The organism is Pseudomonadales bacterium (assembly GCA_013215025.1).
GTDB lineage: Bacteria > Pseudomonadota > Gammaproteobacteria > Pseudomonadales > DT-91 > DT-91.
The window spans coordinates 1-15,444 of sequence record JABSRR010000092.1 but is presented as its reverse complement, the minus strand read 5'-3'; the positions used below and the strand labels follow the sequence as shown (position 1 = coordinate 15,444).

General features: G+C 44.5%; 11 protein-coding genes. 4 read left to right on the top strand and 7 right to left on the bottom strand.

Features of this window, described 5'->3' with window-relative positions; translation table 11 throughout:
• The 3 genes from HRU21_07960 to HRU21_07950 form a co-directional block, all read left to right on the top strand.
• Positions 1-519: symmetrical bis(5'-nucleosyl)-tetraphosphatase (locus tag HRU21_07960; protein NRA42226.1), on the top strand; the 519-nt coding region annotated here is incomplete at its 5' end.
• Positions 520-525: 6 nt separating this feature from the next.
• Positions 526-1,845, top strand: a complete 1,320-nt coding sequence (locus HRU21_07955; protein NRA42225.1) for a multifunctional CCA addition/repair protein — start codon at positions 526-528, stop codon at positions 1,843-1,845.
• Entirely contained in the window at positions 1,832-2,596 is a 765-nt protein-coding gene (locus tag HRU21_07950; protein NRA42224.1) for an SDR family oxidoreductase, read from the top strand. Before HRU21_07955 ends, HRU21_07950 begins: the two co-directional genes overlap by 14 nt.
• On the opposite strand, the gene HRU21_07945 is transcribed toward HRU21_07950, so the two are convergent.
• The 7 genes from HRU21_07945 to HRU21_07915 form a co-directional block, all read right to left on the bottom strand.
• The gene (locus HRU21_07945; protein ID NRA42223.1) at positions 2,566-3,378 is read right to left on the bottom strand and encodes an ion transporter; all 813 of its coding nucleotides are present in this window, start codon (positions 3,376-3,378) and stop codon (positions 2,566-2,568) included. The genes HRU21_07950 and HRU21_07945 overlap by 31 nt on opposite strands.
• Before the next feature lie 26 nt (positions 3,379-3,404).
• Complete coding sequence (locus HRU21_07940; protein NRA42222.1) at positions 3,405-4,139, bottom strand: DUF1624 domain-containing protein; 735 nt, start codon at positions 4,137-4,139, stop codon at positions 3,405-3,407.
• Positions 4,140-4,176: 37 nt separating this feature from the next.
• Positions 4,177-4,851: a hypothetical protein gene (locus tag HRU21_07935; GenBank protein ID NRA42221.1), complete on the bottom strand. Its 675-nt coding sequence runs from the start codon at positions 4,849-4,851 to the stop codon at positions 4,177-4,179.
• Between the two features lie 84 nt (positions 4,852-4,935).
• Positions 4,936-6,228 carry a hypothetical protein gene (locus tag HRU21_07930; protein ID NRA42220.1) on the bottom strand — a complete coding sequence of 431 codons (1,293 nt, stop codon included), beginning with the start codon at positions 6,226-6,228 and terminating at the stop codon, positions 4,936-4,938.
• A 122-nt stretch (positions 6,229-6,350) separates the two neighbouring features.
• Positions 6,351-7,649, bottom strand: coding sequence for a serine hydrolase (locus HRU21_07925; GenBank protein NRA42219.1), 1,299 nt, complete (start codon positions 7,647-7,649; stop codon positions 6,351-6,353).
• Positions 7,646-10,576 carry a phosphoenolpyruvate synthase gene (locus tag HRU21_07920; protein ID NRA42218.1) on the bottom strand — a complete coding sequence of 977 codons (2,931 nt, stop codon included), beginning with the start codon at positions 10,574-10,576 and terminating at the stop codon, positions 7,646-7,648. Before HRU21_07920 ends, HRU21_07925 begins: the two co-directional genes overlap by 4 nt.
• Positions 10,577-10,617: 41 nt before the next feature.
• Entirely contained in the window at positions 10,618-11,520 is a 903-nt protein-coding gene (locus tag HRU21_07915; GenBank protein ID NRA42217.1) for a serine hydrolase, read from the bottom strand.
• Positions 11,521-11,837: 317 nt separating this feature from the next.
• Here HRU21_07915 and HRU21_07910 point away from each other — a divergent pair.
• A partial coding sequence (locus HRU21_07910; protein NRA42216.1) for a cadherin-like domain-containing protein occupies positions 11,838-15,444 on the top strand: 3,607 nt, incomplete at its 3' end.

Genomic DNA, 15,444 nt, shown 5'->3' with positions numbered 1-15,444 from the left:
AAAGATGTATTGATCAACTGGTTATTAACACAGCCATTGTTTGTGCACCAGCACACTATCGCGATGGCGCATGCTGGTATTCACCCGCAGTGGGACCTCGATACGGCGCAGAAACTTAACGATGAGGTCTGCCGTGTGCTTCAAAGCGATCAAGCGGCTGAATTTTTTCGCCAGATGTATGGCGATACACCGGATTATTGGCACAGTGAATTAAGCGGCATAAATCGTTTACGCTGCATTACCAATATTTTTACCCGCATGCGCTATTTAGATAGCGATATGAGGATTGATTTAGAGGCGAAAGTGAGCCCTGATCGACTGGATGCAAACAGTCAATTAAAGCCTTGGTTCGAGTTGCATAAAGGTTTATCTGGCAAGCTGTTCTTTGGTCATTGGGCCTCACTGCAAGGGCACTGTGAACACCCTGATATTTTTGCCCTAGATACAGGTTTTGTCTGGGGTGGCGCACTCACTATGGTCAATGCTGACAGCATGCAATTTCACCGTTATCAGTCTTAATAAATCATGCAACCGTTAGAATATTATCTTGTTGGTGGTGCGGTTCGTGATCAACTGCTAGGCATTGAAGGTGCTGACTTGGACTGGGTCGTTGTCGGCCATACAGTTCAAGACATGTTAGATCGTGGTTTTCAGCAGGTGGGTAAAGACTTTCCGGTATTTTTACACCCTGAAACCAAACAAGAATATGCTCTCGCGCGACAGGAAAGAAAAATCGGCTCTGGCCATGATGGTTTTGCCTGCTTCTATGATCCTACGGTTAGCTTAGAGCAAGATCTGCAACGACGTGACCTCACGATTAATGCCATAGCAAAAAATCAGCATGGTGAATTAATTGACCCCTATAACGGTCAAGCTGATCTCAGTAACAAAATTCTACGGCATGTCTCGGCAGCATTTTCAGAGGACCCACTGCGAGTACTGCGAGTAGCTCGGTTTCATGCACGATTTGCGCATCTGGGCTTTCAAATTGCGCCAGAAACCTTAGCTTTAATGCAGCAGATTGCTAAATCGGGTGAGCTGCAAACATTAAGCATCGAACGTGTATGGCAAGAAACACAGAAAGCCCTACTTAGCCCATCGGCGCATTACTTTTTTCTAAGCTTGCAGCACTGCGGTGCATTAGGCCAGTTATTTCCTGAGCTAGATGAGTTATTTTTCAATTCATTGCCATTAGCGCAGATCAGCCATATTGAACAACTAGACGCTTCGATTTCGCCGATATCCACAAAAGCTCAGCAGCCACTGGCAACGCTTATGCAAGCAAAGCGGCTGATACAGTCGCTCGAAAGCCCGCTAAACCAAAAACAGCATATCGACCTGTTGTTTTGCTGCCTAACATATTTACTAAATAACAAGCATAGCTTAACAAGCAAGGTGGGAAATCAAGCTGAGGCGGACTCTACAGACTATATAAGCCAGCTTTGTCAGCGGCTGCGCGTAGCCAGTTCGACTCAAACTTTAGCGCTGCTTTGTAGTCAACATTATCAACAATGCCACAGTATTATTGAGCAAGACGCAGAGACTGTTTTACAGCTGCTGAAAACGCTGGATGCCTTTAGAGACCCGCATAAGCTTCAACTGTTTTTAATGCTTTGTGAGGCTGACTTCCACACTCAACATGCTGATAGTGATATTGAATACAAAGCAGCTACTTTTTTAAACCAGTGCTTTGCTGCGGCAGCAGCATGTAAAGCTGCCATGCTAGATGCTGAGACGCTAAAACAAGGCGGCAAAATAATCGGCGACAAGCTTGATCAACTGCGCTGCCAGGCAATACAAACCCTTCAAGAACGTATATTAGGTAACCAGCGTGAACCAGAGTAAAAAAGACCAGTGGGTGCTCGTGACTGGCGCGGCTAAACGACTTGGACAACGCCTGGTCGAATCGATTCATGCAGATGGATACTGCATCATGCTGCATTATCATCAAAGCCATGCGGCTGCAGCCGCGATTCAAAGCAAACTGAATCAACAGCGAGCAGACTCTTGCCGAATTATTGCAGCCGATCTGCGAAATAATGAAGCAACACAGGCGATGTGTAATCACATCATTGCACAGGAGCTCGCTATATTTGCTGTGATCAATAATGCATCTATTTATCACAAAACGCCTGCAACAGAGAGTAATCTAAGGCATATTGATGTGGAGCATTTTAACACGCATATCGCGATGCATATGTTGGCACCCTGGATTATTTCTCAGGCCATGCGACCAAGCCTTGAGAAAAACGGCGGCTGTATTATCAATATGTTAGACGTTTACGCGAGCAAACCGCAATATGGTTTTGACGCCTACAGCACCAGCAAAGCTGCACTGAAAATGTTAACTGAAAATATGGCCCTCAGTTTTGCGCCGCATGTTCGCGTAAATGCTATCGCGCCCGGGGCCATTTTATGGCCTGAACCACAGACAGCCGCACTGGATAATCAGGAACAGCAGGCTTTATTGGATAAAATTCCGTTACATAAACTGGGCAATACATCGGCTATAGCGTCAACCGCCCGCTTTCTTTTGCACAATGACTATATTCATGGTGAGACCATTCATGTTGATGGCGGATTGCGCTTAGCTTGATGCTGAATCAGCACTTTAAGGCTGCGTATCTCTTCTTGCAGCTCAAGCAAAGTCGGCTCCCCCTGCTCATCATGACGCTGTTGCGCGTGTTCAGTCTCTAAGGAGTTAACGACAATCCCAATTACCATATTGAGAAATGCGAATGCGGTAAAAAAGATAAAGCTTAAATAATAAAACCAGCTAAAGCCATAAACAGCCATAGTTTCATACATCACATCCGTCCAATCTTCAAAGGTCATGATGCGAAATAAGGTGAGCATAGCAATGCTGATATCACCCCACAGTACCGGATTGATTGGGGCAAACAGTGTCGCGCCAATTGCCGCATAAATATAAAAAATTATAAACATTAGCAATAAGACATAGCCTAACTGCGGTAAAGCGCGAACCAAGGAGCTTATTAATAAACGCAGTTCAGGAATCATTGACACCATGCGCAGCACTCTAAATATTCTTATCAGACGACCCACTACCGCCATCTCACTATTATCGATGGGTATCAGGCTCACCAACACAATCAAGGTGTCAAAACTATTCCAAAAATTAAAAAAGAAACGTCGCTTTTGCGGCTCGGCGAGAAAACGCACCAGAATTTCAAACAAGAAAAACAGTGTAATAAAACCATCTAATAGCGTGACTATTTGATACAGACCCGCGGGTATTGCATAGGTCTTAGCACCGACGACGAGGGCAGAAAAAATAATGACTGCGATCACAAAAAGCTCAAACAGCTTATTAGAGCGCAATTGCTCAAATTTATTCTGTAATAGATAACTCTGCATTTGATACCTCTTCAAAAAAACGCAGCTTAAAACTTGGTTAAAGTATAAACAATGGCCAGTAATAAAGGCTGATGTATTATATAAATGATCAAGGAATGCTGACTTAGAAACTTGACCAACGGATAATTTGGCACAGCTATTTTCTGTAAAACACCAAAATAGCTGAAGCCTAAGCCAATCAAACTGCAGCCAAGCCAAGGCAAAGGGTTAATATAATCGACGGTAGATCGAAATAGCCAGTATTTAGGATAATAACAATTGGATTGTAGCAACGGGAAAAAACGCGCCCATTCAGCATTGCATTCAATACTATTAGCGAGTAGGTAAGGCGCGAATACATATACACCTATAATAAAGGCAAGCAAACGATGCCTCACCATGACTATTAAAACAATACTTGCAAAAACGATATGATGGATAATGCCAAAATATATAAATTTACTCGGCATTGAGAGAAAAGTGAGTAACGAAATCGACAGTGCAACAAGGCTTAACTTAATCAATCGCCTGAAGAAAGCTGACCAATCAACGTGGTTTGAATGAGAAAAAGAAAAACTAAAACCGACACAGAAAAGAAATAGAAAAAGACACAATCGCCCGAAAAACTGAACAAGGTTGGAATAAAAAAAGTAGGGTGCAATAATATCAAAGAGTTTCAAATCCCATAAGAAGTGATAGAAAATCATTAACACTATGGCGAGAAAGCGCAACCAATCAATACAATTGGCTTCTCGAGAATTACCTTTTACAGTCACTGACATCAAATACTACCAAGCACGTTTTATTCGAAACAAAAAATTATTGCTCGTCAGTTGAATTTTTCTCAATAGTCTTGGGAATAGTTTTTGTTTCAGATTGCAGCTGTGCTAATCGCTCGGTGATGTCCTGCATTAGCTCGGCTGTTTGCTGTTGCTGCGCAGGAAACTTAGCCAGCGTATCAATGCAATGCATTAACGGCTGCATAACCTGACGGTAGAATAATTTGATGCCAATCACAATCAGGCTAAGCAATAACAGCACAATTACCAGCATCACCACAATTAACCAGGTGAATCCATGGTTAATGCTGGCATTGACATTGTCTTGCATCGACTGAAATACTTCAGGATAGGTAAGTAAAAAATTCGCGAGACTGATCTGTAACTGCTGTAAACTACTACTCAAAGTATTTAAATAGGCATGAAGTTTTTCCGCATCATTCGGCAGTTGTTCCACCTGGTATTTAAGCGCAGTGCTGGTATCGGTTAGATTCTTGCGCAGCTGTGACAGTAATAGCTGATCTTGCTCTGTTAGGGTACCACCACTAGCGGCTAACTTTTCCATTGCCACAGTCATCGCAATCAGGCGCTGTTCAAGTGACTGCAGTGCATCACTGACACCTTGCAGTTCAAGCTGCACATTTTGAACTTCAACGTGCACGAACTGATGCTTAGCGTCGGCCGAAAGATTCTCCTGCGCATAGCTAAGCTGCACAGTAAATCCCAGCCACAATGATATAGCACCGAGGGTATAAACAAGCTGGCTAAAAAAAGACTGAATAAAATATCTCAAGAGCTATCACCCTGTACTTTGTGAAAGTATGTTTTCATTATTGATTGCTGGTGGCTGCTTTGGTCCATCATTGCTCTGTACAAGACGTTTATAATGTATGGCCAGCGCAACCGCTGACATTAACCACAGCACGACTAAAGCAAGATTAAAAGCAATTAAGTACTTCAGAGGAATAATATACACATGCACACCTAGAAATACGGTCAAAGCGGCTAAACCATCGCCCAAGCGGCAATAAAGTGTATCAATTGCCGGTTTGGCATGAAATTTAGTTTGGCTTGCAATAGGTAACCACAGCACCTGTCGAGACGTGTTGTTAATGGAGTAATCGGTAGCATTTTCCAAGATTTTCATTACTTTAACGATATATAACACCGGTGCCAAAAAGATAATCACATATGAAGCAATCGCAATCACCGGCAGCAATAATAATACAGCAGCAAAGCCACCATATTTTAACAGTCTCGACGCGACAAACGCCTGCAGTAATAAGGCGAACAAGTTAACCCAAAAAAAGAAGTCGCCATAAAAAGCAGTGGTGCCAGTATTAATAAAACTGTTCACTGCCGCAGGACTGCTAATTTGTTCAACAATGGCTTGCTGCTGTAAAAATACCTGCACCACAGAGAACAGTAGATTCTCACCATTAGTATTAACCCAGTTTGATAGCACTGTTACCACGGCAGCGAGCAGTAAAAAACGGCTATTACAAATCAACTTTACGCCTACCCAGAGCTTAGCTGGCTCAATCGCTGAGGCTTTTGCAGTGTGTTGCTGTGATTGTCGCCCTACCTGCTGCATTAAAAAAATCGAGGCTAGTAAAGGCACAGTCGCTAACACTAACAAATAATCACTGTTGAACCAGCTAGTATGCAATAAAGCAGAAACTAGCCATGAGCCAATGACAGCACCCGAGGTCGCGCCTATCGCGATGACCGGCATCAAACGGTTACCAGTATCGCTGGTAAATAAATCGGCACAAAACGTCCAAAACTGGGCAACCACAAACACGCCAAACATACCAACCCAGAGGTAATAAGCGAAGCCAATCCAGGCAGACTTAGCAATAATAAAATCAGGCTGCAGCAACCAGAAAATCACAATATTCGAAATACAAAACAAGGTTGCCCAGCGGAATAGTACAAGCTTATCTAGCTTGTCTGACAACTTGGCATACCAGCCCACAATAAACAGTAACAACACGCTTTGTAAGAAGCTGGAGTAGGCTTTGACCTCGACTTTACTGATGCCAGGAATATCAGATATTGCGATCCAACCTTCTCGAACGGGCTTAATCATGTAGTACGCTAACAGAATGAAAAACACATTCGCAGACAACAATAAAACGGTGTTGCCTTCTCCTGACCTAACATCAGAGAATATTGAAAAAAAACGCTCCAGTGGCGATTTTGCTAGCGTACTCAAAGGCTTTTCGCCACCGTGGTGCTTTGTTCAGCATGACGCTTTTCTAAAAGTCGATGAATGCGCATTGCCAGGGTTTGGTGTGCAACAGCAGAGTTGACTTTGAGCACGTTTGAGATTAACGCCACAGAATATTGTAATTCAGGCTTGGCAGCCGGACTTTCAATAATCGCGAGTGAATTCATATAATTTTTCACATTACCCTGGTATTTACCGCAGCTAAACCCTGGCTCGGGCTTACAGCTATACAAGGAGCCCGATTTAAAATACACCGCCGCAGCGTTTAGCGCAGGCGCCGATGCATAGCGAATACGCCGTTCTGTCATGTAAAGTAGGCGCTTAAGTTGCAAGCTACTCCAGCGGTCTACCAGCTGACCTTGCTCCATTTTTAAGGTTAACTGCATCAAAGATTTAGCCGTACCGTAACTTAAACCACCGCCATAAACCGCCGCTTTGCCCGAACGTGTAAAGAAGCTACCCTGACGCAGTTCATCAATACTGATGCCGTTTCGCTCAATCGGTTGCCAAAAGGTTTCTTTATACAAGGCGGTCAAGGTTGCCTTATCCGTATCGCGGAAAAAAGCTTGTATTTGACTGTCATCTACGGGGTATGCCGTTTTGAAATGCCGAATGAGCATGGCCTCGCGCATGATCATCGCAGCGGCGGCATTTGAGCTAACCGACAACATCCAATCGAGATATTCCCATAAATTACCGGTTTCACCAATCTTCATACTATGACGATGCATAATATTCGTGGCTGGATCAAACACCTTAATTGAATGTGTATCACGTTGGGAGAATTGATCAGCTGTGACAATGGTCGATTTTAATAATGCTGCGCGTTTATCAATATCAGTGGGATAAACATCAGCCAAGGCCTGAAAAAAACCCAATGCACCAACTAATTTACCCACGCTACCAACGTTCTGCCGATAATCCGCATTAACCTCTGCATAGACCATATTATTTGGATCTGAATAATCGAGCAGCGCCAGTCCATAATGCGCAGCGTCTTTACCCAGTAATTGTTTAATTTCTTGAGACAATTGTTGATCAACTACAGGCAGACCTGATTGCATCTGCTGGGTCAGCCTCAAGTCAACCGCTGCGGTATTTAGCCGGCCACCTTGCGGCAGCTTTGTTCCTGGTATTTCACCAGCCGTTATGCGACGGTAGCCCTCGACTCTGCGAATACCAGTATCTTCATAACCATCTATTGGATAGGCAATATTTAACGGGGCAGTTATCATCAAGCTGGCCGTTAGCGCCACTCCTATCATCCACTTCGTTATCATAAGCTGAGAACCTCACCCATATCGACGGTTTTATCCGCCGCGCCAGACAGCGCATTATCCATATCGATCAAATATTGATTCGATTGCGTTTGAGCATTTTGTAAAAACGGTCGCAGCTGAAACAGACGCATATCGCCATTAATAAAGCCAAATTCAACGTCTGCCGGGGCTGGGTTTCCCTTGTCATCAGTAATAGCAGGAAAGGTAGTAGGCAAAGCTTTAGCAAACTTAATCAGTTGCTGCACTTCAGACGGCTGCAACACGCTATCAGAACCAGAGGCAGGCAATTTTTCTATGCCACCACTGGGCGCAGGCTGACGACGCCAGGGCGCCGAGGCAGTGGCTAAAAGCTTGACTTCACCGGTATTCATATCGACTCGCAAAGATTCTGCAGATTGCCCGTCAACGGCGCCTCCGACGCCCTCATTTACAGCAACTGAAATCACCTGATTATTACCAGTATCAATATCCTGCGTCACCAGCACACCCGATTTATCGTTAGCAACCGACTGCAGTAACAACACTGCCGGATAGACATGCTGTGGTTTATCCATATGCGATTGTCGCCATGCAAAAGCACGAGCAGTAAACGGCGAAGCCCAAACGCGATTTATCGCATCTAACACACCATCAATACCAATAACATTTGGCAGTGTTAGGTTTAAACCCGCACCAGTAAACCCAGGCAAATCTTCAACGTTGGTATCTGAGCGAACAAACACGCCAATCTCAGTTGTACCAAATACCTCAAGCATAGCTTGAGACAAGGCTTGGCTAAATTCAGCACTTATTTCGGCGTTTAAGATAATTTGATACAGCTCGGCACGAAAATTTTCTGCCGTTTGTTTTTGTAATGCCGTGTTATTAGATAAAGACTTTATTACATCATATTGTTCAACCATCCAGTCAAACACTGACTTCTCAGACCCTTTGTATGGTTGATCTAACACTGTTGCTTTAAATAGGCCAAAAGGTATAACCACACCTGAAGCTACTTGATTAGGATAATGATGATGAAGCTCACCCAATTTAGCTGCTTTTGGACCTACGGTTCTGCCTGAATCAGAGGCGCGTAAATTATTTAAATTTAAAAATCGGGTTTCATCTAAATCTAATTTTTTAAGATCCGGCTTAATTTTTACCGCCTGCGCCGTGGCTGGACCGGCAAAATAGTTTTGCCATACGGCACTATCTTGATGAAATTCGACTAAGCCACTTGCGCTGACTGCCATGACGACCATCTTGCCGTCATACTTGGCTAGACTTTCAATTAAATCGGTCTGAATTGAAACATTCGGAATACCAAGATTTCTGGCTAATAGTTGTACATGCGACAGTGGATTACCCTCGCCAGCGGTAATAATGCCTGCCAAAGGCGGCAGGTCAGACACCGTCTCAGGCAACACATAGATACCATCAGCTTCGATATCTTCTAGGTTATCCATATTCAGTTTAATATGTAATCGACCTCGGGCTAAACCAGGGTTTAAGGCATGAAAGCCACTGCCAATTTCTTTCTCAAATAGCTTGTGTTTAATACCGCTAAGACGATTCGCATCTCTGGACAGTCGATCCAAGGTTTGCGAGAAAAACAATAGCGGGCTACCGCGCAACTGATCTTGAATAAAAAGACCCGCCAGCGGCTCTATTTGCATCAGTTTTTGCATCGATTCTTGAAACTCAAAGCGTAAGGTTTGTGTGCCCCAGCTCGGTACTCGACCAAGATAAGCGAGCTGCTGATTGTAATCATCAATACTTATATCTGAATCGAGCAAGGTTGAGGTAGCATTTAATGCCGCTTGATAACTGCGGGTATTTATTAAACCAGCGCCATAGCTTGCGTTAAGCGCATGAATGAGAAAACTAACATGCTCGCTCCGTGTATAACTGGATAATTTGGCGCGCAACTGGGTGCTGGCCTTAAAATGTTCTGCCTCCAGGCGCAGAGAGAAATCTAGTAACTGCAGGCGCAGCTGCGGCTGATTTATTTGCGCTAAATTCTTACGAGTAACAGCTAATAAATCTGCCGAAACTTGATATAACGTTGATGCATCAGCAGCTTTCAGCTGAACTGCTGCGTCAGCAAATAATTTGGCCAGTTGAGGATATTGATCAACAGAGTCTGCCATTGTTTGCAGCTCGAGTATCAAGGGTTTAGCTTGATACAATTGATCAATCGCATCTGCTAAACGGTCATATTCAGATCGATCACTAAGGTAATCAGCATTGGCTGCAAATGCTCTGACAGCTGATGCATCATCAGCACTGGGCATATTGTGAATCTTAGCGCGCAAGGGCATAAATTTTGCGTTAGCATTAGATAAAGACGTGGCCATTTGTCTAACAGAAGATGCTGAGCTGGTATCTAAACCATGGGGCAACAGCTTTACCGCCGTGCGCAATTCAGCAAAATGCGGTCCAAGATAACTTGGCCGCTGTATCAGTAACTGTAGCAGTTGACGCGCCTGTAATCGTTCATCTTCCTCTTGATAGGCGCCACGATAGGCTGCCGCTTGGCGAAAAATCCAACCATCATCAGCCGCGATTAAGTATTTTTCTATCAGCAAATGGTCAAGCTGCTGTGTGAATAGCGCTGAATCTATCCACTGAGACAAATCTTTACCGGCAAGCAGGTTAGCTATATAAAAGCCGTCACTGCGAATAGTCTCAGTATTTTGGCTGTACTGTCCATGCTGAACGCCTCCGCCATGATCAACACAGGCATAGGCTTTGGGAGGTAATACAGAACCATCATTACAGAACCAACGAATCCGATAGAAAGGACCTTTCGGGGCATCTTTCATTTTCGACACCCAAGCTTGGTAGCTATCGATGTTTGCATTCAAGCTCGATGGCTCTGCATAACTAGGCTGCAAAAACACAGACCCAATGCAGCAGACAATCCATAGATACAGCGACTTGATCATAAAACTATTCCCTTATTTTTTATCATTCCGTGAATATATTATCACTTACTCTCTGTTATCAATTTATGCAAAGGTAACGCCAATCTTTCTAACCATTGCCCACCCTCTGCATGATGCGCCAGACCCACCATTATGTATTTATGTTGACCATCATCCACCATTACACTGTCAGCATGATAATCACGCCAAGTGCCGGATTTACGATACAAGGCCAATTCAGGTACAAGGTTTAAGCCCTTTACAAATTTATGCGATATTTTAGGGTCAGTTAACACCGACTTCATTTGTGAAGTAAGCTCAGAATTAACCAGTTGACCCGTCTCTAATAAATAATAAAAGCGCGCTGCCTGTATAGCGGTCGCGGCATGCGATAGATTCTGCAATGGATCACGTTGATAAGCTGGCGACTTAGCGTAAGCTTTCCCTACCCATAGGCCGCCATTTCGGTCTTCATCATACAGGGCAAATTGTTCACTGCTGATTATGTCAATCAGTTTGTCAGGACCTACTTTTGCCAAAACGTTTGAAGCGGCTCGATTGCTTGAGGTGCGAATCATACTATTCATATCAGCCCACAGAGCGTCATCGAGCTGTAGTTCACCACGATCAATTTGCACAAATGCAGCGAGTAAAATAGCAATTTTGGGTAGGCTTGCCGCATAGAACATACGATCGCCATTAACTGCCGCTAACTTCGGCTGACTTAGCGTTGAAATATCAACAAGTGCAATCGCTAATTGTTGCTTGGCGACCGCCTGCGATAGCTGCTGCTGATCTAATAGCTGTTCCAGTGAGGTTTGTAATGCAGCGTCATGGCTCTGCCAAAGGCTTGGATAGCTTTTTTCTTCCGCATAGCCGCTGTGCGTCATGTAAAGCAAAGCAGGCATCAAGATGCGCACTATCAATTGATATATTGGCAACATGCTAATCCTTTCATCTTTCATTCCTTATACTTTGACCATAACAAAAAAGCTGCATTAGCGTAACGGCTTTTTCAATCAGTCTAGGCATGGCAACGTTAGAGCGATATCTTGATTTGTCTTTGCGAAAACTTACCAAAAGCCAAAGCTCTGCATAAGCTAGCGGCTGCATCAAGCTATAGGTCAATTTGACCATAAAAGCGGTATGTTAGCATGAGAAGGCATACAAACATTCAAGTTGTATCTCAATTAGCTACTTTACTGCGCTTATAGGCGCTATAGTAGTGTTTATACTAAAGTATATACTTATCATAGCTAACAAGGACAAAGGCTGATAAAGGATGATGCGACACCAACTTGCAAGACCTCCAGCTGCATCATTGCTGCGCTTTTTACTGCTTGGGTGCATAACCATATTCATACTCGCTTGCGATAAAACGAGCGACAAACCCTTATTACCCGATGACAGCACACAAGACAGTGACACCCCAATACTCACCGCTTTTAGCATTAATCTCATTCAGGGCAATACCGCCAGTGTGGATATATCAGCAAATGTAAGCAGCGATAACATTTGGCGTTTAGCTGAGGCAGAGGAGCCCAATGGCCTGTTAAGCGATATTAGCTTTTCCGATTCTGTATTAACCTTTACCGCAAACTCTCCAGGCTTTGCTGAAATCACATGGCGCATTGAGCAAGATAGCAAACAATATGCGTCTCAGGGTTTTGTGGCTATCTCTAACGCTGACAATAATACGCCACCGACAGCCAACAATTTTGCTTTAACAGTTGTGCAAGGATCAATCAATCGTATTGATATCACCTCTTTAGTCAACGATACCGATGGTGATGATGTCACATTACAGAACCTGGCAGCAACTTCAGGAAGGGCCTCGATACTCGACCCCTTTACCATACAATATGAGCCGGGTAGTTTTAGAGGTAAGGATAGTTTCATTTATCAAGTTAGCGATGGCAACGGCGGTGTGGCGCAGGCAGAAATCACCGTCAACTCCATTTTGCCTTTAGTACCGAGAGCACTTGCAGCAGCACCACTGGTTGTAGATATGATTGAGGGTGAAACCGCGAACTTTGATTTCAGCTCGAAAATTAAGTCAGGATTAACTTGGCAGTTAATTGATGTCGTGGTTAACAGTGGGGATTTACAAGTTGATAACGTGAGGTCAAAGTCGGTTGACTTAACCGCCGGCTCTGCGGGTGTTGCTGAAGCGACTTATACGGTTGCAACCGCTAGTGAGCAACAAAGCGCTGCCTTGATTGTTGCTATCAATAGCCTCAACAACAACCCGCCCAGCGCTCAAAATAGCATACAGAGCACCTTCAATGATACACCGATTAATATAGATCTCAGCTTATCAATCTCTGATATCGATATTGGAGACACGCTAACGATTACTGAGCTGCTTCAAGCCAACAGTCCACCGCGCTTTGCACTCTTTGGTAACACCGTCACTTATACGCCCAGTGGGTTTATAGGCCAAGATGTAGCTACTTATGTGGTCGCAGATGATCGAGGCGGCATAGGCTTAGGTGAAATTATTGTCACTGTTGCCGATGCTAACCCGCCAATTCCAAACAGTATACCGACGGCTGCCGATTATTCACAAACGACCAACAGCAGTTCGCCAGTGAATGTGAGCTTGTCGGGGCTGAATTTAATTGATGATGCCGACGGCGACCCGCTCACGGTTTCTATTTTTGGTGGCGGTGGCCGCGCCACCTTGAGTGGTAATGTGATCAACTACGATCCTGATGGCTTTATTGGCGTAGATGATGTTGCATATGTGGTTAACGATGGCCGAGGTGGTTTAGCGGCCGCAAGCATAGTATTTACTGTGTCGGATGCAAACACCGCTTTACCAACCGCCAGTAATCAAATTATCAACTACTCCTTAAACGATATATTAACTCAGTCAAGTCGCAGTATTGATCTGTCAAGTCTAGTGAGTGACGCAGATAATGATCCATTAACGGTGACTCAAGTGTTTGGCGCTGTAGATCCTGTGACTATAGCAGGGGATCTGGAATTGCTTTACGAGGCATCGACCGACGTCAGCAGTGATAGCTTTATTTATGTGGTGTCTGATGGCAATGGTGGATTTGCCCAGGGCACGATCACCATCAACATCATCAATAATGCACCCACTGCAGATCCTGTCGTGGAAACTATCGACCCTTCAGTCCCCTCTAACTCGCTTACAATAGACATGGCGAGTTTTATAACAGATACCGACAACGACATCTTAACACTTACTATACAAGGTAACGCCACCGCGCCAGCGACTCTTGTACAAAATAACTTAGTATTAACCTATACACCCAATACCTATGTAGGCACAGAAACTTTTGGTTATCTTGTCTCTGATGGACAAAAAGAGGCTTTTAGTACGATTAGTATTCTTTCTGCGCCTCAAGGGCCTGTGGTAGACGCCCAAGATTTTAGCTTACCAGCCATCGACATAGATACACCCACCTTTACCATTGATGTAAGCAACTTTGTGACAGATGACTTAGCACGGCCTTTCGAGCTGATCAACGTGGTCGGGGCCAAATATGGGCGGATTGCATTGAATCCCGGCACATTAACCTTCGACTATACACCCGACAATATTAGCTTCGGCAATGAAACTTTATCGTACATTGTTAAAGATACCTTAGGTGACTTCGATCAAGCCAATATTGATTTTGTGATCAATCCACCCGCTGCGCCTGTGGTGGATAATTTATCTATTACTTATGCCAATAATGCACTTACCACCAATGTCCGCTGCACTAACTGCGACCCAAGCAAAACAGATTATCAATATACTATCAACGGCCGTCGAGTCGGCACTAATAACCCAACATATCCAGCAGGCAATGATACAGGCTTCCCAGCCCAAGTGGGCGTTGACGTTACGGTGAAAAATGCTTACTGCACAGCACAAAATACTGGTATCAATGGCAGTAATGCCTGTGAGTTCGTTACTGAGAATTTGCTCGTGAGCATCAATGCAGTGAAGGCTATCGCCAATAACGATCGCGTATTTGCCGCAATAAAAGATGACGGCACTGCAGAGACCTGGGGTTATAACCCCTTTGGTGGTGATAGCACGGGCGTAGATCTAACCAATGTACAATCAATAGCAGGAACACAATTTGCTTTAGCCGCACTTAAGAATGATGGCACAGTGGTAACTTGGGGTAATAATGGCTTTGGTGGTGACAGTAGCAGTGTACAACCACTGAGCAATGTACAATCTATTTCGGCGACCGGCAGCGCCTTTGCAGCATTGAAAGCCGACGGCTCAGTAGTGACATGGGGCAATAACGGCGGTGATAGCAGCAGTGTGCAAGCCAGCCTTGTCAATGTGCAATCAATAGCAGCTACCGATTCTGCCTTTGCGGCAATTAAAGATGATGGCAGTGTTGTCACTTGGGGCAGAAATGGGGGTAACAGTAGTAGTGTACAAGCGGATCTCAACAATGTTGTATCGATTGCGGCAACTTCACGCGCCTTTGCAGCACTGAAAGGGGACGGCAGCGTGGTAACATGGGGGTCATCTGGCTATGGTAGCAATAGTAGTAGCGTTCAGCCACTGAGTAATGTGCAGTCGATCTCGGCAACGGCGCGCGCCTTTGCCGCGCTTGATATCAATGAGAATCTAATCACTTGGGGCGGTGCTGACTATGGTGGCAATAGTGCTGGCCTTGATCTCAGTAATGTACAATCAGTGGCCAGCAACGTAGGTGTATTTGTTGCCCTCAAGACCAATGGCGATGTCGTTGTGTGGGGCAGAGATGCGAATGGTGCCGATATTACTGGTGTCGATCTTAGCAATGTTAAAATAGCAATAGGCACTGACACCGCGTTTGCGGCGATAAAAAACAATGGCACCGTGGTTACCTGGGGTAATGTTAACAATGGTGGTGATAGCATTAGTGTGC